Origin of the sequence: Streptomyces sp. NPDC014764 (assembly GCF_043082785.1) — a bacterium.
GTDB classification, from domain to species: Bacteria; Actinomycetota; Actinomycetes; order Streptomycetales; family Streptomycetaceae; genus Streptomyces; species Streptomyces althioticus.
Window position 1 is genome coordinate 19,272 of sequence record NZ_JBIBXY010000004.1, and the last position, 18,756, is coordinate 38,027.

The window sequence follows — 18,756 nt, forward strand, 5'->3', positions numbered from 1 at the left end:
CGCTAGTCGGCCTTCAGCACGAACGACGTCCGCACCTTCTCGAACCCGGGCGCCTTCGCCTCGACCAGGTACGTCCCCGGCTCGGCCGCCCCCGCCTTCGGTGTCGCACACGACGCCGCACTCGGCTTACGGTCCCACTTCACGGTGTACGTGATGCTGTCCCCCGCCGGCACCCGGAAGGCCAAACTCCGCGCGCCCTTCGGGCAGTCGTCCGACGCCCAGAACGTGTCGTCGTCCGTCGCCTGCGACACCGTCAGAACGGTCCGCTCAGGACCGAGGTCGATCTTGCAGTCGCTCCCGGAAGTGTTCCGCGCGGTGAGCAGGAACGCAGGCGTCTCACCCGGCCCGTACGTGTTGCGCTCACTCCTCAGACTGAAACGGACCGCGTTTGCCGAGCAGTTGGGCAGTCCGGACCCGGACCCGGCCGGCAACGCGTCCCCCGCGCCGACTCCCGCGGACGTACCGCCCTCGGAACCGCCACCGGCGCTGCCGCCCGAACCTTCCGCGCCCCCGGCCCCCGCGGAGTCCGCCGGGTCACCGTCACCGCTCGCGCCGTCAGAACCGGAACCGGACGAACCGCCGGAGTCGCCGGAGCCGTCGCCGGACCCCTCCGTCCCGCCGTCGCCCGTCTCGTCGCGTCCGCCCGGCGCCTGACTGATCGCGGGACCCGAACCGGACGGTCCCGGGGTGATGGAGGGCGCGGGATTCTTGCCGTTGGCCCCGTTGTCCGAGCCGTTGCCGTTCCCGCCCGCGGAGACCACGACCCAGGTGATCAACAACGCCAACAGGGCGAGCACGGACAGCAGTACGGCCCTCCGACGCCAGTAGATGGAGGAGGGAAGCGGCCCGACCGGATTGCGCAGAGATCCCACGGCGCAAACTGTACGAGAGATCCGAGCGTTCGCTTGTCCCACCCGCCGCTCAGCACGCAACTTTTCCGGATCATCATCCCGGTAACCGGCCGCCCACCCCTGTCTTTCGTCGGGTGCGACACCCGACGATCGCTCGATGTGACCGTTCCGGCCGTTCCCTTACGGTCGGTGACCATGGACTTCGTGGACAGCGGGCTCTGCCGCGACATCGCGGACCACGCGCACCACGCCCCGGCGTGGCCGCGGCACACGGCCGAGATCGGGACGGAGGCCGGACTCCTCGTGTTCGTCGCGCTGTTCGCTCTCGGCCGGTGGCGCGCACGGCGCTTCGACGTCCGCGCGTTCGCGATCGCGGTCCTTGCACCCCTGGCCACGGCTGTGGCGTACGTCTGCAGCGAGGCCCTCAAGTAGGTGGTGCGGGAGGAGCGTCCGTGCCGGACGGTGGCCCGACGCCGCGCCCTCCCCGGCGGAGTGTCCGCCGCACGGCGACTGGTCGTTCCCGAGCAACCACGCTGCCACCACCGGCGCCTCGGCCGCCACGCTGGTGCTCGTGCGCAGGACCCTCGTCCGGCCGGCGGCTGCGCTGGCCCTTCTCGCCGTGTTCTCACGGGTGTTCGCGGGTGTCCACTATCCGCACGACGTGGCCGCGGGTCTGCTGCTGGGCGCCGCCGTCGCGCTGACCGTCGTCGCCCTGGCCAAAGGGAGCGCCACATGGCTCGCGGCCACGGTGCGCGGCTCAACGGCACCTGTGGCGCGGCGGATCACCGAACCTGGCCCACGGGCCACCGCTCTCCCCCACACCTCCCACCGCCGCCTCCGACCACCCGTCACCTCCCTACAACGCCCGCCTCATACGCGACGATCGCCCCCTGTACGCGATTGCGCACACCGGACCGGTCCAGGACCGCGCTCACGTACGCCTACCGGGCGGCCAGGCAACAGGGAGGCGCAGTCCCCGCCAACGCCCGTGTCGCGTGGGTGTGTTCGGAGCGCGTGCCGGCACGGTGCGGACGGCCTTCCCGGCCGTGCGAGTCCCGTCCAGGCGGGGCATGCGGACGTCGAGCAGGGCCACGTCGGGGCGGAACGCGCGGGTGAGTTCGACGTCCTCGCGCCCGTCGCCCGCCTCTGCGACGACCTCCGCCAGGAGTTCACGCGATGATCCGGGCCCTGCTGGCCGACGACGAACCAGGCGGCTCTGGTCGTCGAAGCAGAGCCGGCAGTGGTCCGCGTGCGTCTCGGGGTGCGCGTACCAGTCGGCCGCCGCCGCGACCAGGCGCGGGTGAAGGGCGCGGAGGGCGAACGGGACGGCGCCGACAGCCTGCCCGTCCGCTCGGGGACGTGCGCCCGTACCCGGTACCAGCCCTCGTGTGGGCACGCCTCGAGGGTTCCGCGGGCGCGTCGGCCAGGCACAGCGCGGCCGTCAGGGCGAACGCGGCGAGGGCGCGGCGGCGAGCATCCCCGGCCCCGGCCGTCTGTCGCCGAAGGAGGCACGGCTCGTTCAGCCCGAGCCAGACAGCGCGCACGCCCGGGAGGACAGGCCCCGCCCAGAACAGGCGGCGCGCGGCGGCTGCCGGGTGTCCGCCCCTGCCGCCGGAGGACAAGCCCCGCGCAGAACAGGCGGCGCGCGGCGGCCGTCGGGTGTCCGCCCCTGCCGATCGTCAGGGGCGGTGTCACTCTCCGGGAGGGCTCGGCATGCCGACCCCGCCCCCTCCTCCCCCGTGCGGCCGCACGCACCCGTCCCCGCTCGGGGAACGAGGGGACCTACCCCGTGGCGCTCGGCCGCCCACGCGGCCCGGCGTGGCAGGATCGACACGTCATGACTGCTCCCACGAAGCCCCCGTACGGCACCGCCGCCGATTCCGTTTCCGAGCGCGCTCCCGGTGAGCCGCTGCACTCCCCCGTCATCGACTGGTTCGACGAGCACGCCCGGGATCTTCCGTGGCGGCGCCCGGAGGCCGGCGCGTGGGGGGTGATGGTCAGTGAGTTCATGCTGCAGCAGACCCCGGTCAACCGGGTGCTGCCCGTCTACGAGCAGTGGATGGCCCGGTGGCCGCGCCCCGCCGGCCTCGCCGCCGAGGCGCCCGGCGAGGCCGTCCGCGCCTGGGGCCGGCTCGGCTACCCGCGCCGCGCCCTGCGGCTGCACGGAGCCGCCGTGGCCATAACGGAGCGGCACGGCGGCGACGTCCCCTCCGACCACGCCCAGCTGCTGGCGCTGCCCGGCATCGGCGAGTACACCGCCGCGGCCGTGGCGTCGTTCGCCTACGGGCAGCGGCACGCGGTGCTGGACACCAACGTCCGCCGGGTGTTCGCCCGCGCGGTCAGCGGCACGCAGTACCCGCCGAACGCCACCACCGCCGCCGAGCGCCGGCTCGCCCGCGCGCTGCTGCCGGAGGACGCGGCCACGGCCGCCCGGTGGGCCGCCGCCTCCATGGAGCTGGGCGCGCTGGTGTGCACGGCGAAGAGCGAGGCGTGCCACCGCTGCCCGATCGCCGCGCAGTGCGCCTGGCGGCTGGCGGGCAAGCCCGCGCACGACGGGCCGCCGCGCCGCGGGCAGACGTACGCGGGCACCGACCGCCAGGTGCGCGGCCGGCTCCTCGCGGTGCTGCGGGAGGCGCACGGACCGGTGCCGCAGGCGGCGCTGGACCGGGTGTGGCACGAGCCGGTGCAGCGGGCCCGCGCGCTCGACGGGCTGGTGTCGGACGGCCTGGTGGAGCCGATGCCGGGCGGTCTCTACCGGCTGCCGCTGACCTGATCACGGGTCGTTTCCCGCCACACGGTTCACGCCCGTCACACCCCGCATGACGGGCGTACCGCCGTATATCCGTACAGGACGGTCCGCCGTTTCGTCCCGTTCGTCCCTCCGTTACACAACCGACGGACACCCGAGGGCTGCTCGCAGGGTGCTCCGCACAGTGCCGTGACAACGCCTCCGTAGTTTCGATCGCGTGCTCGACCTGAGCACACGAGACGGAACACGAGCGGTACGGCCGGCCCGCGGGGGCGGGCCGGAACGGGGACCGGAAGGCGGTACACCATGGCGAAGGGCGAGGTGCTCGAGTTCGAGGAGTACGTCCGCACCCGGCAGGACGCGCTGCTGCGCAGCGCCCGGCGCCTGGTCCCGGATCCCGTCGAGGCGCAGGACCTGCTGCAAACCGCGCTGGTGCGCACGTACGGCCGCTGGGAGACCATCGAGGACAAGCGGCTGGCCGACGCCTATCTGCGCCGTGTCATGATCAACACGCGGACGGAGTGGTGGCGGGCGCGCAAGCTGGAGGAGGTGCCCACCGAGCAGCTCCCCGAGTCGCGCGTGGAGGACGCCACCGAGCAGTACGCGGACCGCGCCCTGCTGATGGACGTGCTGAAGGTCCTCGCCCCGAAGCAGCGCAGCGTCGTGGTGCTGCGACACTGGGAGCAGATGTCCACGGACGAGACGGCCGCCGCACTCGGCATGTCGGCCGGAACGGTCAAGAGCACGCTGCACCGGGCGCTGGCCCGGCTCCGCGAGGAGCTGGAGTCCCGCGATTCGGACGCACGCGCGCTGGAGCGTGAGGAGCGGGAGCGTTGCGCGGCCTGACCGGCTCGGGGCCCGATCGGGCCCGGTCCACCGCCCGGACGGCGAGTACGGCGACGGCCGTGCTCGCCGCCGTTGCGCTGTTCGGGACCGGATGCGGCGCGGGCGGCACCGGCGCCCGGGACGAGGGCCCGGCGCGGGTGGACGGCGGGGCCAGCCCGGCCGCCCCCGCCACCGCGTCCTCGCCGACGCCCGAGCGGGTGGACGCGGTACGGCTGATCAAGGGGGACCCGGCCGTGTCGGCCGAGGTGAAGCGGGAGCTGAAGCCCTGCGTCGCCGACGAGTACCCGGTGGACGTCAGCTACGGCAACCTCACGGGCGAGGCCCGCGACGACGTCGTCGTCAACGTGCTGACCTGCGGTGACGCTGTCGGTGTCGGCGCGTACGTGTACCGGCACCAGGGCGACGGCTACGTCAACGTGTTCAGCGCGGAGGAGCCTCCGGTCTACGCCGAGATCGACCGCGGGGACCTGGTGGTGACCAAGCAGGTCTACGACCGCGGCGACCCGGTGTCGAGCCCGTCCGGCGAGGTGGTGATCACGTACCGCTGGCTCTCGGGCAGGTTCGACGAGAAGTACCGCACGCACAACGAGTACGGGCCGGTCGCCGGCGCGGCGCCGACACCGGCGCCGGAAGGCTGAGACACGGCTCACAGCGGGAACCGCCGGCGGAACCTCGCACGATGAAGGGGTGAACCCGTCGCGCGGCCGGCGCGTCCCGTGGGGTGGGCCACAGACACGACGACCGGGCGGGTGCGGGGGCACGCCCGGTCCGGGACCACACGAGAACTGAGAGCAGCGGGATGGCAGACCAGACCCATGTCCTGTTCGTCGAGGACGACGACGTCATCCGTGAGGCCACCCAGCTCACGCTGGAGCGGGACGGCTTCGCGGTCACCGCGAAGCCCGACGGGCTGTCGGGTCTGGAGGCGTTCCGCGCCGACCGGCCGGACATCGCGCTCCTCGACGTCATGGTGCCCGGCCTGGACGGCGTCAGCCTGTGCCGGCGGATACGGGACGAGTCGACCGTTCCGGTGATCATGCTGTCGGCGCGTGCCGACGCCATCGACGTGGTGCTGGGCCTGGAGGCGGGCGCCGACGACTACGTGACCAAGCCGTTCGACGGCGCGGTCCTGGTCGCCCGGATCCGCGCGGTGCTGCGCCGCTTCGAGCGGGCGGGCGGCGCGGGCGCCGGACCGGACGGTGGTCCCGTGCTGGCCTTCGGCGAGCTGGAGATCGACACCGAGGGCATGGAGGTGCGCAAGGCCGGGCAGCCGGTGGCGCTCACCCCGACCGAGATGCGGCTGCTGCTGGAGTTCTCCGCGGCGCCGGGCACCGTCCTCAGCCGCGACAAGCTGCTGGAGCGGGTGTGGGAGTACGGCTGGGGCGGCGACACCAGGGTCGTCGACGTCCATGTGCAGCGGCTGCGCGCGAAGATCGGCCAGGACCGGATCGAGACGGTCCGCGGCTTCGGCTACAAGCTGAAGGCCTGAGCGGGCGGATGCGCGGACACCTCCGGCGCCTGGTGACGGCGTTCGTACGGCAGGCCGGCATCGGCGCGGGCCTGCGATGGAAGCTCAGCGCGGCCATCGCGCTGGTCGGCGCGCTGGTTGCGGTCGCGCTCAGCCTGGTCGTGCACAACGCGGCCCGGGTGTCGATGCTGGACAACGCACGCGACCTGGCCGACGAGCGCATCATGATCGCCCAGCGGAACTACGAGCTGTCCGGGCGGCTGAACTTCCCCAACACCAAGATCGACGACCCGCAGCTGCCCGCGGAGCTGCGCGCCAAGGTCGAGGAGGGCCGCCGCGCCACGTACGTCGCCGACCGGGGCGGCGCGCCGGACATCTGGGCGGCGGTGCCGCTGAAGAACGGGCACGTGATGTCGCTGCACTCCGGCTTCACCGACCGCAGCTCGGACATCCTCAAGGACCTCGACCAGGCCCTGTGGATCGGCTCCATCGCGACCGTGCTCGGCGGCTGCGCGCTCGGCGTGCTCATCGGCGGACACCTGTCCCGGCGGCTGCGCAAGGCGGCCACGGCGGCCAACCGGGTCGCGGGGGGCGAGACGGGCGTACGGGTGCGGGACTCCATCGGCGGGGTGGTGCGGGACGAGACCGACGACCTGGCCAGTGCGGTCGACGCCATGGCGGACGCGCTGCGGCAGCGGCTGGAGGCGGAGCGCCGGGTGACCGCCGACATCGCCCACGAGCTGCGCACCCCGGTGACCGGCCTGCTCACCGCGGCGGAGCTGCTGCCGCCGGGCCGGCCCACGGAGCTGGTGCAGGACCGGGCGCGGGCGATGCGCACCCTCGTCGAGGACGTCCTGGAGGTCGCCCGGCTCGACAGCGCCTCCGAACGGGCCGAGCTGCAGGACATCCTGCTCGGCGAGTTCGTCGCCCGCCGGGTCGCGGCGAAGGACCCGGACGCGGTCGTGCGGGTGATGCACGAGTCGGAGGTCACCACCGACCCGCGGCGGCTGGAGCGGGTGCTGTTCAACCTGCTCGCCAACGCGGCGCGGCACGGGGCTCCGCCCATCGAGGTCTCCGTCGAGGGGCGGGTCGTCCGGGTCCGCGACCACGGGCCCGGCTTCCCGGAGGACCTGCTCGCCGAGGGGCCGAGCCGCTTCCGCACCGGCAGCGCGGACCGGGCGGGCCGGGGCCACGGCCTGGGCCTGACCATCGCGGCCGGCCAGGCCCGCGTCCTGGGCGCCCGCCTGACCTTCCGCAACGTGCGCCCGCCGGGCGCCCCGCCCGACACGCCCCCCGAGGGCGCCGCGGCCGTCCTGTGGCTCCCGGAACACGCCCCGACGAACACGGGGAGCTACCCGGTGCTGGGGCAGTGAGAAAGGGCTCCCCGGGGCGCGATGGGCGCCTCGGGAAGCCCCTTGGTGTCTCCAACCGTCTCGGGAAAGCCCTTGGTGTCTCAGACCGTCTCGGGGAAGCCCCTCCGTCTCAGACCGCCTCGGGGAAACCCTGCCGCTCAGACCGCCTCGGGGAAACCCCTGCCGCTCAGACCGCCTCGGGGAAACCCTGCCGTCTCAGACCGTCTCCGGCGCGGGCGCCGGGGTGTCCTCCTGCTGGGGGCCCGCACCCTTCAGGGGGACTTCCCTGACGAAGACCGCCGCCGCCAGCGACAGCACGGCGACGACCGAGCCCAGCAGGAACGCGCCGTGCGTGCCGGAGGAGACCGCGTGCTGGTACGCCTCGCGGGCGGCCTCCGGCAGCTTCGCCAGGCTCGCCGCGTCGAGCTGGGCGGACTGCTCGGTCACCTCGGAGCCCAGCGCGCCCGCCCGCTGCGCCATGACGTCCTGGACGCGGTGGTTGAACAGCGCACCCATGACCGCGACGCCGAACGACGAGCCGAGGGTGCGGAACAGGGTGGTCGTGGAGGACGCCACGCCCATGTCCTTCAGCTCCACGCTGTTCTGCGCGACCAGCATGGTGATCTGCATCAGGCAGCCCATGCCGAGGCCGACCACGGCCATGAAGACGCCGGAGGTGAGACGGGACGTCCCGGTGTCCATCGTCGACAGCAGGTACAGGCCGGCGATCAGCAGCGCGCTGCCGACCACCGGGAAGACCTTGTAGCGGCCGGTGTTCGTGGTCACCCGGCCCGCGACCATCGAGGTGACCAGCATCGCCCCGAGCATCGGCAGGAGCAGCAGACCGGAGTTGGTCGCCGAGGCGCCCTGCACGGACTGCTGGTACAGCGGCAGGAAGAGCGTCGCCCCGAACATCACGAAGCCCACGATGAAGCCGATGACGGACATCAGCGTGAAGTTGCGACTGCGGAAGATGTGCAGTGGCACCACCGGTTCGGCGGCCCGGGTCTGCCAGAACACGAAGCCGACCAGGGACGCGACACCGAGGGCGGTCAGCTCCATGATCCGCGTGGAGGTCCAGGCGTACTCGGTGCCGCCCCAGGTGGTGACCAGGACGATCGCGGTGATGCCGACGGTCAGCAGCGCCACGCCGAGGTAGTCGATGCCCGCCTGCGACCGCTTCCTCGGCAGGTGCAGCACCACGCCGATCGCGGCCAGGGCGATCACGCCGAGCGGCAGGTTGATGTAGAAGGCCCAGCGCCAGCCCCAGTTGTCGGTGATGGTGCCGCCGACGAGCGGCCCGCCGATCATCGCGAGGGCCATCACGGCGGCCATCATGCCCTGGTACCTGCCGCGCTCCCGGGGCGGGATCAGGTCGCCGATGATCGCCATGACGCCGACCATCAGACCGCCCGCGCCGAGGCCCTGCACCGCGCGGAAGGCGATGAGCTGCCCCATGTCCTGCGCCATGCCGCTGAGCGCGGAGCCGATCAGGAAGATCACGATGGAGGTGATGAACGAGCCCTTGCGCCCGTACATGTCACCGACCTTGCCCCACACCGGGGTGGAGGCCGCGGTGGCCAGCGTGTACGCCGTGACCACCCAGGAGAGGTGCTCCAGGCCTCCCAGTTCGCCCACGATCGTCGGCATCGCCGTGCCGATGATCATGTTGTCGAGCATCGCGAGCATCATCGCGATCATGAGGGCGAGCAGCACCACCCGCACGCTCCGCGGCTGTTTCACGCCGTCCGACGGTGCGGCCCCCGCCGCCACTGTGTCCGCCATGGATCCCACTCCCCCGGCCACCCTCGGTGGCCCGTGTTTACTTACTTGCCGCCCGGCTAGTTCACTTCGACGTGAAGCTACTCACGCAACTAGCCGGGCGTCAAGTAAGTTTTGGTCAAGAGGGTCCGAGGGGAAAGATGGGCGGCACCATGGACGGCACCAAGCAGCGGCGCCGCGGGAACACCCGCCAGCGCATCCAGGAAGTGGCGCTCGAACTCTTCGCCGAGCAGGGCTACGAGAAGACCTCGCTGCGCGAGATCGCCGAGCGGTTGGACGTCACCAAGGCGGCGCTCTATTACCACTTCAAGACCAAGGAAGAGATCCTCGTCTCCATCTTCGAGGACCTCTCCCGGCCGATCGAGGACCTGATCGAGTGGGGGCGCCGTCAGCCGCACTCGCTGGAGACCAAGCAGGAGATCATCCGCCGCTACAGCGCGGCACTGATGGAAGCCGCCCCGCTCTTCCGCTTCATGCAGGAGAACCAGGCGACGATCCGCGAGCTGAGCATCGGCGACATGTTCAAGACGAAGATGCTCGGGCTGCGGGACATCCTCATCGACCCCGACGCCGACCTGGTCGACCAGGTGCGCTGCATCAGCGCCCTGTTCACGCTGCACGCCGGGATGCACGTCCTCCAGGAAGTCGAAAGCGACCCCGGGAAGCGGCGGGAAGCCGTTCTCGAGGTCGCCGTCGATCTGATCACCCAGGCCCACCGGCACACGGCCGGCGACTAGGCGGTCGCTCCTGCCCGCTCCCCGCGGGTCAGACCGTCACGCCGTGGTTGCGCAGGAACTTCGCCGGGTCCACGGCGGAGCCGTAGTTCGGGGTGGTGCGGATCTCGAAGTGCAGGTGCGGACCGCTGGAGTTGCCGGTGCTGCCGGACGAGGCGATCTTCTGGCCGGTCTTCACGACCTGGCCGACCTTCACCTTCACGGACGACAGGTGGGCGTACTGGGAGTACGTCTTGTTGCCGTGCTTGATCACGATGGCGTTGCCGTACGCGGGGCCGTCACCGGCGCCGTTGCCGCCGGCCTTCACGACCGTGCCGCCGTGAGCGGCCATCACCGGGGTGCCGGTCGGGACCGCGTAGTCCTGGCCGGAGTGCTTGGAGGCCCACATGCCGCCGTTCTGCGCGAAGCTCGCCGACAGCTTGTAGGACTTCACCGGGTCGATCCAGGAGGCGGCCTTCTTCTTGGCCGCGGCCTTCGCCGCCTTCTTGGCCTGCGCGGCCTTGGCGGCAGCCGCCTTCTTCGCCTCGGCGGCCTTCTGCGCCTTGTCGGCCTGCGCCTGGACGGCCTTCGCCTGCGTCTCGGCAGCCTTGGACTGGGCGGCCGCCTGCGCCTGCACGGCGCCGGCCGCGCCGGAGGCGGCCGTGTTGTCGACGGCGGCCGCGACCCCGACTCCCAGGACGACCGAGGTGCCCAGGCCGGCGGCCAGGACGGCCGCACGGGTACGGGTGGCGGACGTACGGGGGAAACGGGACGTGACGCGCTCGAACATCGAAACCTCATGGGGGAGGGGACAGAGGGAAACCACCGGCTCACGGGACCCGTGGCGTGGTGGCCATTCAGTGGTAACCCTTTCGCCCGAAAAGCCGCAAAGGTGTGACCTACGACCGGAATTCGTAGATACAGACCGAGATGTGCGACTACTGAGATGCGGCTCACAGGGGGCAGAAGCCCCATTTCAAGCCGTTCGCTCGCGTTTTAGCCCTGAATGTCCGATGTAGTTTCGGTGTCCCGCTACTATTCCGGGCCGTACGTGACGTAGCTCCTGTGCGGCACGTCACCGGCCGAGTGAAAAAGCGGGTGCAGAAATGTGGCGCAGGCCTCTGGCCGCCTACCGCCCGGTAACCCTACGGTTCACCTCGCGTCACCCTCGCACACGAGCATGCACACGACATGTTGGCAGCGTCACGGACGTGAGAGGACCCCCACGACATGAGAAGCCGACGCTCCTGGCTGCGCCGCGTATCGGTGACCGCCGTCTCCGCGACCGCCCTGGTGGCCCTCGCCGCACCCGCCGAGGCCACACCCTCCGCAGCGGCACCCACGAGGGCCACCGCCGCCCTCCCGGCCACCGCCCCCGCCCTCGCGGCGGACGTCGACTACGACACCTGGCAGCGCGACTGCCGGGCCGTCATGGACCAGGCCCTGCCCTATGTGAAGCAGCGCATCGCCGACGCCCGTCCGGGCGAGAAGCAGGCGATCGTCCTCGACATCGACAACACCGCGCTGGAGACCGACTTCGGCTTCAGCTTCCCGCAGCCCGCCAACGAGCCGGTCCTGGAGGTCGCCCGGTACGCCGAGGAACGCGGAGTCGACCTGTTCTTCGTCACGGCCCGGCCCGGCATCATCTACCTGCCGACCGAGTGGAACCTCGACCACGCCGGCTACGAGTCCTCCGGCCTGTACGTCCGAGGTCTCGTCGACCTCTTCCGGAACGTCGCCGAGTACAAGACCGCCCAGCGCGTCGACATCGAGCGCAAGGGTTACACGATCATCGCCAACATCGGCAACAGCGCCACCGACCTCTCCGGCGGCCACGCCGAGCGCACCTTCAAGCTCCCGGACTACGACGGCCAGCTCTCCTGACGGTCCCCGGGCACACGGAAGGGCCGGCACCCTCGCGGGTGCCGGCCCCTTTCACAGGCCGTGAGGCAGGGCGCTTACGCGTCCTTGCTCAGGTTCGGGCCGGCGCCGCCGGCCGCCTGCTCGATCGGCGGGACGTCGGGCAGGGCCGACTTCTCCTCGCCGCGGAAGGTGAAGGTCTGCTCCTCGCCCTCGCCCTCGGTGTCCACGACCACGATGTGACCGGGACGCAGCTCGCCGAAGAGGATCTTCTCCGACAGCGAGTCCTCGATCTCCCGCTGGATGGTCCGGCGCAGCGGCCGGGCGCCCAGCACGGGGTCGTAGCCCTTCTTGGACAGCAGCTCCTTGGCGGACTGGGAGAGCTCGATGCCCATGTCCCGGTCCTTCAGACGCTCGTCCACCTTGTCGATCATCAGGTCGACGATCCGCAGGATGTCGCCCTGGGTCAGCTGCGGGAAGACCACCACGTCGTCGACGCGGTTGAGGAACTCGGGCCGGAAGTGCTGCTTGAGCTCGTCCGAGACCTTGTTCTTCATGCGCTCGTAGTTGGTCTTCGTGTCGCCCGCGGCGGCAAAGCCGAGGTTGAAGCCCTTGGAGATGTCCCGGGTGCCGAGGTTGGTCGTCATGATGATGACCGTGTTCTTGAAGTCCACGACCCGGCCCTGGGAGTCGGTCAGACGACCGTCCTCCAGGATCTGCAGCAGCGAGTTGAAGATGTCCGGGTGGGCCTTCTCGACCTCGTCGAAGAGGACGACCGAGAACGGCTTGCGGCGCACCTTCTCCGTCAGCTGGCCGCCCTCCTCGTAGCCCACGTAACCGGGGGGCGAACCGAAGAGACGCGACACCGTGTGCTTCTCGCTGAACTCCGACATGTCGAGGGAGATCAGCGCGTCCTCGTCGCCGAAGAGGAACTCGGCGAGCGCCTTGGACAGCTCCGTCTTACCGACACCGGACGGACCGGCGAAGATGAACGAGCCACCCGGACGCTTCGGGTCCTTCAGACCGGCGCGCGTGCGGCGGATCGCCTTGGACAGCGCCTTGACGGCGTCGTTCTGGCCGATGACCCGCTTGTGCAGCTCCTCCTCCATGCGGAGCAGGCGGCTGGACTCCTCCTCGGTCAGCTTGAAGACCGGGATGCCGGTGGCGGTCGCGAGGACCTCGGCGATCAGCTCGCCGTCGACCTCGGCGACGACGTCCATGTCGCCGGCCTTCCACTCCTTCTCCCGCTTCGCCTTGGCGGCCAGGAGCTGCTTCTCCTTGTCGCGCAGCGAGGCGGCCTTCTCGAAGTCCTGCGAGTCGATCGCGGACTCCTTGTCGCGGCGGACGCCGGCGATCTTCTCGTCGAACTCGCGCAGGTCCGGCGGCGCGGTCATCCGGCGGATGCGCATCCGGGAACCGGCCTCGTCGATCAGGTCGATCGCCTTGTCCGGCAGGAAGCGGTCCGAGATGTAGCGGTCGGCCAGGGTGGCGGCCTGGACCAGTGCCTCGTCCGTGATGGAGACGCGGTGGTGCGCCTCGTAGCGGTCGCGCAGGCCCTTGAGGATCTCGATCGTGTGCGGCAGGGACGGCTCGGCGACCTGGATGGGCTGGAAGCGGCGCTCGAGGGCCGCGTCCTTCTCCAGGTGCTTGCGGTACTCGTCCAGCGTGGTCGCACCGATGGTCTGCAGCTCGCCGCGGGCCAGCATCGGCTTGAGGATGCTCGCCGCGTCGATCGCGCCCTCGGCGGCGCCCGCACCGACCAGCGTGTGCAGCTCGTCGATGAACAGGATGATGTCGCCGCGGGTGCGGATCTCCTTGAGCACCTTCTTCAGGCGCTCCTCGAAGTCACCGCGGTAGCGGGAGCCGGCCACCAGGGCACCGAGGTCCAGGGTGTAGAGGTGCTTGTCCTTGAGGGTCTCGGGCACCTCGCCCTTGACGATGGCCTGGGCGAGGCCCTCGACGACGGCGGTCTTGCCGACGCCGGGCTCACCGATCAGCACCGGGTTGTTCTTGGTACGGCGGGACAGCACCTGCATGACCCGCTCGATCTCCTTCTCGCGCCCGATGACCGGGTCGAGCTTGGACTCACGAGCGGCCTGGGTGAGGTTCCGGCCGAACTGGTCGAGGACCAGGGACGTGGAAGGCGTGCCCTCCGCAGGACCGCCGGCGGTGGCGGTCTCCTTGCCCTGGTAACCGGAGAGCAGCTGGATCACCTGCTGCCGCACGCGGTTCAGATCAGCGCCCAGCTTGACCAGGACCTGGGCGGCGACGCCCTCGCCCTCACGGATCAGGCCGAGCAGGATGTGCTCCGTGCCGATGTAGTTGTGGCCCAGCTGGAGGGCCTCGCGGAGCGACAGCTCCAGGACCTTCTTGGCACGGGGGGTGAAGGGGATGTGACCCGACGGGGCCTGCTGGCCCTGCCCGATGATCTCCTCCACCTGCTGGCGGACCGCCTCGAGCGAAATCCCGAGGCTCTCAAGGGCCTTGGCGGCGACACCCTCACCCTCGTGGATCAGGCCCAGGAGGATGTGCTCGGTGCCGATGTAGTTGTGGTTGAGCATCCGGGCTTCTTCCTGAGCCAGGACGACAACCCGCCGCGCGCGGTCGGTGAACCTCTCGAACATCGTTAATCGCTCCTCAGAGCGGTCAGGCAGTGGGGGGAACTTCCCCTCCCTGTCCTTCCGCAGCTTAGTCCCGCAAGCGGGGACCGCTCATTCCAACTGCCGACACCGTCGATGGCCTCCTGACCCCGCTCACGCCGACATCTGCTCCAACCCGATGGTGCGAGACGATGTTCCCGCAGGCCAGGCAGTTACCCCCTTCGCCAGTACGCCCGTGGCGAACGGGAGCCGTCCCGCCCTGCGTGTCGCCCCCTCCCACTAGGGATGTCTTACCCGCTGCGACTGACTGTCCATGCCGAGTGCACGGGTTCCCTCCGCTACGGGCGAACAACCTTGCGCCCCGCTTCACCCCCGCGCGCCCCCATGTTCGACACTGTGCGCACACGTTCAGGCACCCAGCGTAACCCCGCGGGTCGTCGGGCGTTGCCCCGGGCATGCCCGGTATCCGCTCCGTCACCCTCCCGTCGCCCCGCCGGCCGGACCTGCCCGCCCGTGAGGTGAGCGAGGGGCGTCACGGCGACCGGACACGCCTCTGGTACGAGAACGTCCTGGGCTGGCCCACGGTGCCCGGAGTGCCGCCGCGGCTGGTGGTGGGCGTGCGGTTCGACGTCCTGGACGTGCCCGTGGAGGCGGGCCGTGCGGCGCTGGAGCGGCTGGGCGCGGCCGCGGAGGGCTTTCCGGTCGCCGTCCGGGGGGACCGGATGCTGCTGCTGATCGCCACGGGGGGCGCCGACGAGGTGCCGGGCCTGCTGGAGTGGCTGGAGTGGGGCGGGCTGGGTCTCGACCTGCGGGCGCTCGGCGAGGGGCGCCTCATGGACGCCCCCGCCCCGTGGGCCGCCGGGGCCGGGCCGGACGCACCGCATGGACACCCGGGCGCGGGGCATCCCGGGGACGGGCGCCCGGACGGTCCGCAGGGGGCCGCCGTATGGCTGCGGCCCCCCGAGCCGGGTCGCGAGGCGGAGGCCTCGCTGCCGACACTGTCGGCGATGGGCACGAGGAGCCCGCGAGGGGTCGGTGACGGCCCCCCGGACCTCGTGCGTCTGGTCGGCACCGTGGCGACGCAGATCCACCGCGTACGCCTGCGGCGCTCCGGTGCGGGCGCCGCCGTGCGGGGCGTGGGTCAGCCGTTGGCCTTCTCGTAGGCCTCGCGGATGGACGCGGGGACGCGGCCGCGGTCGTTCACCTCGTAGCCGTTCTCCTTGGCCCAGGCGCGGATGGCCGCGGTGTCCTGGCTGCCGCCCGAGGAGGAACGCGCCTTTCCGCGCCCGCCGGAAGCGCGGCCCCCGGTGCGACGACCGCCCTTCACGTAAGGCTCGAGAAGGCCGCGGAGCTTCTCCGCGTTGGCGGTGGTGAGATCGATCTCGTAGGTCTTGCCGTCCAACGCGAACGTCACGGTCTCGTCCGCCTCGCCGCCGTCGAGGTCGTCGACAAGAAGGACCTGAACCTTCTGTGCCACCGGATTTCCTTTCATCGATAACTTGAGGGCCGGGGTGAGCCGGCGTCCGCCGTATCGCCGCCCCTTGTTATATGCAGTACTGCAGTACCCCGGAAAGCAAACCGCTTTTGCCGTAAAAACACAAACCCCCGGCAGAGGACAGGCGGCCTCGCACACCCCGGAAACATGCGCGTTTCGGACATAGGGCACCCGCATAGGGGCCCTGGCACAGATCACAGATGCAGAAGCATCCGGCTGTTGCCCAAGGTGTTCGGTTTCACGCGTTCGAGACCCAGGAACTCCGCGACACCCTCGTCATAGGAGCGCAGCAACTCCGCGTACACATCGCGGTCGACGGGCGTCTCACCGATCTCCACGAAGCCGTGCCTGCCGAAGAAGTCCACTTCGAAGGTCAGACAGAAAACGCGTCGAACACCGAGCCAGCGGGCCGTCTGCAGCAACTTCTCCAGCAGGCGGTGGCCCACGCCCGCGCCCTTCAGGCCCGGCTTCACCGCGAGAGTGCGCACTTCCGCGAGGTCTTCCCACATCACGTGCAGGGCGCCGCAGCCGACGACCTCCGCGTTGTCGTCCCGTTCCGCCACCCAGAACTCCTGGATGTCCTCGTAAAGCGTCACCGTGGCTTTGTCGAGCAGGATGCCCCGGCGGACGTAGTCGTCCAGGAGGCGGCGTACGGCCGGCACATCGCTGGTGCGCGCCCGTCGCACGGTGAGGGCATTTGCGGTGACTTCGGGGCTGTCTGCTGACATGGACGGACGCTATCGTCCGCCGGACTCGTCGCGAGAGGCGGGGTTCTCGTCGGCGGGAGTACCGGCGTTGCCGTCGTCGGCTTCGGGCGTTTGCGGGAGCTGGACGATCCGCATGGCGTCCTGGAGAGCCTGCCGTTGTTCCTCGCTCATCATGCCGAAGAACGCGACGAGAGCCGCGGCGGCGTTGTCGCTCCGCGACCACGCCTCGTTCATGAGGGCGGCGGCGTAGGCGGCGCGAGTGGAGACGGCCTCATATCGATAGGCGCGCCCTTCGGACTCGCGGCGCACCCAGCCCTTCTGATGGAGATTGTCCATAACGGTCATCACCGTGGTGTACGCGATGGACCGTTCCTTCTGGAGATCTTCCAGGACTTCCCGAACGGTCACCGGGCGGTTCCACTTCCAGACCCGCGTCATGACCGCGTCTTCGAGTTCTCCCAATGGGCGAGGCACAACTCAGAACAATAGTGGGAGATCCCGGCAATGGCGTGCCGGACGTGCGTGATGCCTGGCGAACCATGACAAAAGGGGCGTACGATAGCGTGTCGTACGCCCCTGAGATGCCGCGGTGGTCGCGGTCAGGCGTCGGTCCTGCCCGCGGGCGAGCCTTCCGCCCGGGCGAGGGCCGCGTCGACGGCGGCGTCCTCCTTGGTCTTGTTGGCGCCGCCCTGGGTCTTCACGATGACGCGGATCACGCCGACGAAGAAGACGGCCATGACGACCGGGGGCAGGAGCGCGGAGACGTAGTCCATGCGTCCAGAGTAGCCAGGCGGGCGGGTCAGCCGGCGGCCAGGTGCTGGCCCGGCGGGGGCGTGGCGGGTTTGCGCCGGGGGAAGACCTCGCCGGGCGTGGGCACGGGCCGCCTGGTCGGGCGGGGGGTGCCGGGCGCGGGCTCGGGGCTCGGGTTCGGCGCGGGGTGCGGAGTCGAGGGCCGCTCCTCGGGCTTCTTCTGCGGCTCCTTGCGCTCCTGCTCCTGGCCCGCGGAGGCCAGACCGCCGGGCAGGGCGGTCAGACGGACGCGCTCGCAGTGCCGCAGCAGGGCGGCGGCGGTGGGGTTGCCGCGCAGGGCGCGCAGAGCGGCCAGATCGTCCGGCTGGGGCCGGTATCCGGCGCCCAGCGCCTCCTCCAGGAGCGCGAGGTAGCCGGCGGCGGTGCCGGGGAGGGCGGCGCGGTAGCGGCCGAGATCGGCCACCAGAAAGGCGCGCAGCCGGGCACTCTCGCGTGTCGCCTCGTCGAGGGACGCGGCGAGGCGCAGGCAGTCCTGGACGTCGTCGGCCGTGGCCGGGCTGGGGTGCAGGGCGAGGGCGAGGGCGCGGCGGAGCACACGCAGCTCCTCCGCACCGAACGCCAGGCCGCCGCGGGATCCGTAGGGCGTGGGCATGCTGCGACGATACGCGCTAATCAGACAAATCCACCCAAAGATCGTCAGTGTGGCGCGCCCACCACCCGGGTGGCCGGGGCGCGCGCCCACCACCCGAGGCACGGTGGGCGCGCTCGCCGGAGAAGCGGGGGCTACATGCGGGACACGTTGCGTTCGTAGACGAGGCGGAGGCCGATCAGGGTCAGCCAGGGTTCGTGTTCGTCGATGACCGTCGCCTCGCCCAGCACCATGGGGGCGAGGCCGCCCGTGGCGATGACCGTGACGTCGTCCGGGTCGTCGGCCAGTTCCCGCGCCATGCGGTTGACCACGCCGTCGACCTGACCGGCGAAGCCGTAGACGATGCCGGACTGCATCGCCGCGACCGTGTTCTTGCCGATCACCGTGCGCGGCCGGGCCACCTCGATCTTGCGGAGCTGGGCGGCCTTGACGCCCAGCGCCTCGACCGAGATCTCGATGCCGGGCGCGATGACCCCGCCGACGTACTCCCCGCGCGCGGAGACCGCGTCGAACGTCGTCGCCGTGCCGAAGTCGACGACGATCGCAGGGCCGCCGTACAGCTCGTTGGCGGCGACCGCGTTGATGATGCGGTCCGCGCCGACCTCCTTGGGGTTGTCGAACTGGATCGGCACGCCCGTCTTCACGCCCGGCTCCACGAGGACCGCGGGCACGTCGCCGTAGTAGCGGCGGGTGACCTCGCGCAGTTCGTGCAGCACGGACGGGACGGTCGCGCAGATGGCGATGCCGTCGATGCCGTCGCCCAGCTCCTCCCCCAGCAGCGGGTGCATGCCCATCAGGCCCTGGAGGAGCACGGCCAGCTCGTCCGCCGTGCGCCGCGCGTCCGTGGAGATGCGCCAGTGCTCGACGATCTCGTCGCCGTCGAACAGTCCGAGAACGGTGTGCGTGTTGCCCACGTCGATGGTCAGCAGCATGG

General features: G+C 71.0%; 19 protein-coding genes and 2 pseudogenes. 10 read left to right on the top strand and 11 right to left on the bottom strand.

The window, feature by feature from the left end:
* Nucleotides 1-2: 2 nt before the first annotated feature.
* Nucleotides 3-872, bottom strand: coding sequence for a hypothetical protein (locus ACF1AG_RS11930; RefSeq protein ID WP_391809688.1), 870 nt, complete (start codon nucleotides 870-872; stop codon nucleotides 3-5).
* 174 nt (nucleotides 873-1,046) lie between these two features.
* Here ACF1AG_RS11930 and ACF1AG_RS11935 point away from each other — a divergent pair, with 174 nt between their 5' ends.
* Complete coding sequence (locus tag ACF1AG_RS11935) at nucleotides 1,047-1,283, top strand: hypothetical protein (RefSeq protein ID WP_387795733.1); 237 nt, start codon at nucleotides 1,047-1,049, stop codon at nucleotides 1,281-1,283.
* A pseudogene (locus tag ACF1AG_RS11940) lies at nucleotides 1,231-1,506 on the top strand (phosphatase PAP2 family protein); the annotation flags it as partial. The gene ACF1AG_RS11935 and the pseudogene ACF1AG_RS11940, both read left to right, overlap by 53 nt.
* A gap of 354 nt (nucleotides 1,507-1,860) precedes the next feature.
* Here the strand turns inward: ACF1AG_RS11940 and ACF1AG_RS11945 are convergent.
* Nucleotides 1,861-2,061, bottom strand: a pseudogene (locus ACF1AG_RS11945) (hypothetical protein); the annotation flags it as partial.
* A gap of 627 nt (nucleotides 2,062-2,688) precedes the next feature.
* On the opposite strand from ACF1AG_RS11945, the gene ACF1AG_RS11950 reads away from it, so the two are divergent.
* The 5 genes from ACF1AG_RS11950 (at nucleotide 2,689) to cseC (ending at nucleotide 7,287) form a co-directional block, all read left to right on the top strand.
* Nucleotides 2,689-3,624, top strand: coding sequence for an A/G-specific adenine glycosylase (locus ACF1AG_RS11950; RefSeq protein ID WP_391809689.1), 936 nt, complete (start codon nucleotides 2,689-2,691; stop codon nucleotides 3,622-3,624).
* A 282-nt stretch (nucleotides 3,625-3,906) separates the two neighbouring features.
* Entirely contained in the window at nucleotides 3,907-4,446 is a 540-nt protein-coding gene (locus ACF1AG_RS11955) for a SigE family RNA polymerase sigma factor (RefSeq protein ID WP_359602088.1), read from the top strand.
* Nucleotides 4,434-5,084, top strand: a complete 651-nt coding sequence (locus ACF1AG_RS11960) for a hypothetical protein (protein WP_359602089.1) — start codon at nucleotides 4,434-4,436, stop codon at nucleotides 5,082-5,084. The genes ACF1AG_RS11955 and ACF1AG_RS11960 overlap by 13 nt, the downstream gene beginning before the upstream one ends.
* Nucleotides 5,085-5,245: 161 nt before the next feature.
* Nucleotides 5,246-5,935, top strand: coding sequence for a two-component system response regulator CseB (gene cseB, locus ACF1AG_RS11965; RefSeq protein ID WP_359602090.1), 690 nt, complete (start codon nucleotides 5,246-5,248; stop codon nucleotides 5,933-5,935).
* Nucleotides 5,936-5,943: 8 nt separating this feature from the next.
* Nucleotides 5,944-7,287, top strand: a complete 1,344-nt coding sequence (gene cseC, locus ACF1AG_RS11970) for a two-component system sensor histidine kinase CseC (RefSeq protein WP_359602091.1) — start codon at nucleotides 5,944-5,946, stop codon at nucleotides 7,285-7,287.
* A 195-nt stretch (nucleotides 7,288-7,482) separates the two neighbouring features.
* Here cseC and ACF1AG_RS11975 read toward each other — a convergent pair whose 3' ends face one another.
* Complete coding sequence (locus tag ACF1AG_RS11975) at nucleotides 7,483-9,051, bottom strand: MDR family MFS transporter (RefSeq protein ID WP_387795738.1); 1,569 nt, start codon at nucleotides 9,049-9,051, stop codon at nucleotides 7,483-7,485.
* 137 nt (nucleotides 9,052-9,188) lie between these two features.
* Here ACF1AG_RS11975 and ACF1AG_RS11980 point away from each other — a divergent pair, with 137 nt between their 5' ends.
* A complete protein-coding gene (locus tag ACF1AG_RS11980) occupies nucleotides 9,189-9,785 on the top strand; it encodes a helix-turn-helix domain-containing protein (protein WP_359602093.1) in 597 nt (198 codons plus the stop codon).
* A gap of 28 nt (nucleotides 9,786-9,813) precedes the next feature.
* Here ACF1AG_RS11980 and ACF1AG_RS11985 read toward each other — a convergent pair whose 3' ends face one another.
* Nucleotides 9,814-10,551, bottom strand: coding sequence for a M23 family metallopeptidase (locus tag ACF1AG_RS11985; protein WP_391809690.1), 738 nt, complete (start codon nucleotides 10,549-10,551; stop codon nucleotides 9,814-9,816).
* Between the two features lie 440 nt (nucleotides 10,552-10,991).
* Here ACF1AG_RS11985 and ACF1AG_RS11990 point away from each other — a divergent pair, with 440 nt between their 5' ends.
* A complete protein-coding gene (locus ACF1AG_RS11990) occupies nucleotides 10,992-11,645 on the top strand; it encodes an HAD family acid phosphatase (RefSeq protein ID WP_359602095.1) in 654 nt (217 codons plus the stop codon).
* A 74-nt stretch (nucleotides 11,646-11,719) separates the two neighbouring features.
* On the opposite strand, the gene ACF1AG_RS11995 is transcribed toward ACF1AG_RS11990, so the two are convergent.
* Entirely contained in the window at nucleotides 11,720-14,245 is a 2,526-nt protein-coding gene (locus ACF1AG_RS11995) for an ATP-dependent Clp protease ATP-binding subunit (protein ID WP_359602096.1), read from the bottom strand.
* A 431-nt stretch (nucleotides 14,246-14,676) separates the two neighbouring features.
* Here ACF1AG_RS11995 and ACF1AG_RS12000 point away from each other — a divergent pair, with 431 nt between their 5' ends.
* Nucleotides 14,677-15,384, top strand: a complete 708-nt coding sequence (locus tag ACF1AG_RS12000) for an SCO3374 family protein (protein ID WP_391809691.1) — start codon at nucleotides 14,677-14,679, stop codon at nucleotides 15,382-15,384.
* Here ACF1AG_RS12000 and ACF1AG_RS12005 read toward each other — a convergent pair.
* From ACF1AG_RS12005 to ACF1AG_RS12030, 6 genes are all read right to left on the bottom strand, one after another.
* On the bottom strand, nucleotides 15,363-15,698 hold the full coding sequence (locus tag ACF1AG_RS12005) for an Lsr2 family protein (RefSeq protein ID WP_102641546.1): 336 nt from the start codon (nucleotides 15,696-15,698) through the stop codon (nucleotides 15,363-15,365). The genes ACF1AG_RS12000 and ACF1AG_RS12005 overlap by 22 nt on opposite strands.
* 212 nt (nucleotides 15,699-15,910) lie before the next feature.
* Complete coding sequence (locus tag ACF1AG_RS12010) at nucleotides 15,911-16,444, bottom strand: amino-acid N-acetyltransferase (protein ID WP_359602098.1); 534 nt, start codon at nucleotides 16,442-16,444, stop codon at nucleotides 15,911-15,913.
* Nucleotides 16,445-16,453: 9 nt separating this feature from the next.
* Nucleotides 16,454-16,861, bottom strand: coding sequence for a BlaI/MecI/CopY family transcriptional regulator (locus tag ACF1AG_RS12015; RefSeq protein ID WP_387795743.1), 408 nt, complete (start codon nucleotides 16,859-16,861; stop codon nucleotides 16,454-16,456).
* A gap of 161 nt (nucleotides 16,862-17,022) precedes the next feature.
* Complete coding sequence (locus ACF1AG_RS12020) at nucleotides 17,023-17,196, bottom strand: hypothetical protein (RefSeq protein ID WP_359602100.1); 174 nt, start codon at nucleotides 17,194-17,196, stop codon at nucleotides 17,023-17,025.
* Between the two features lie 26 nt (nucleotides 17,197-17,222).
* Nucleotides 17,223-17,825 (bottom strand): hypothetical protein, encoded by a 603-nt coding sequence (locus ACF1AG_RS12025; protein ID WP_359602101.1) that lies wholly within the window; start codon nucleotides 17,823-17,825, stop codon nucleotides 17,223-17,225.
* A gap of 131 nt (nucleotides 17,826-17,956) precedes the next feature.
* Nucleotides 17,957-18,754: a type III pantothenate kinase gene (locus tag ACF1AG_RS12030; RefSeq protein WP_048459544.1), complete on the bottom strand. Its 798-nt coding sequence runs from the start codon at nucleotides 18,752-18,754 to the stop codon at nucleotides 17,957-17,959.
* Between the last annotated feature and the right edge of the window lie 2 nt (nucleotides 18,755-18,756).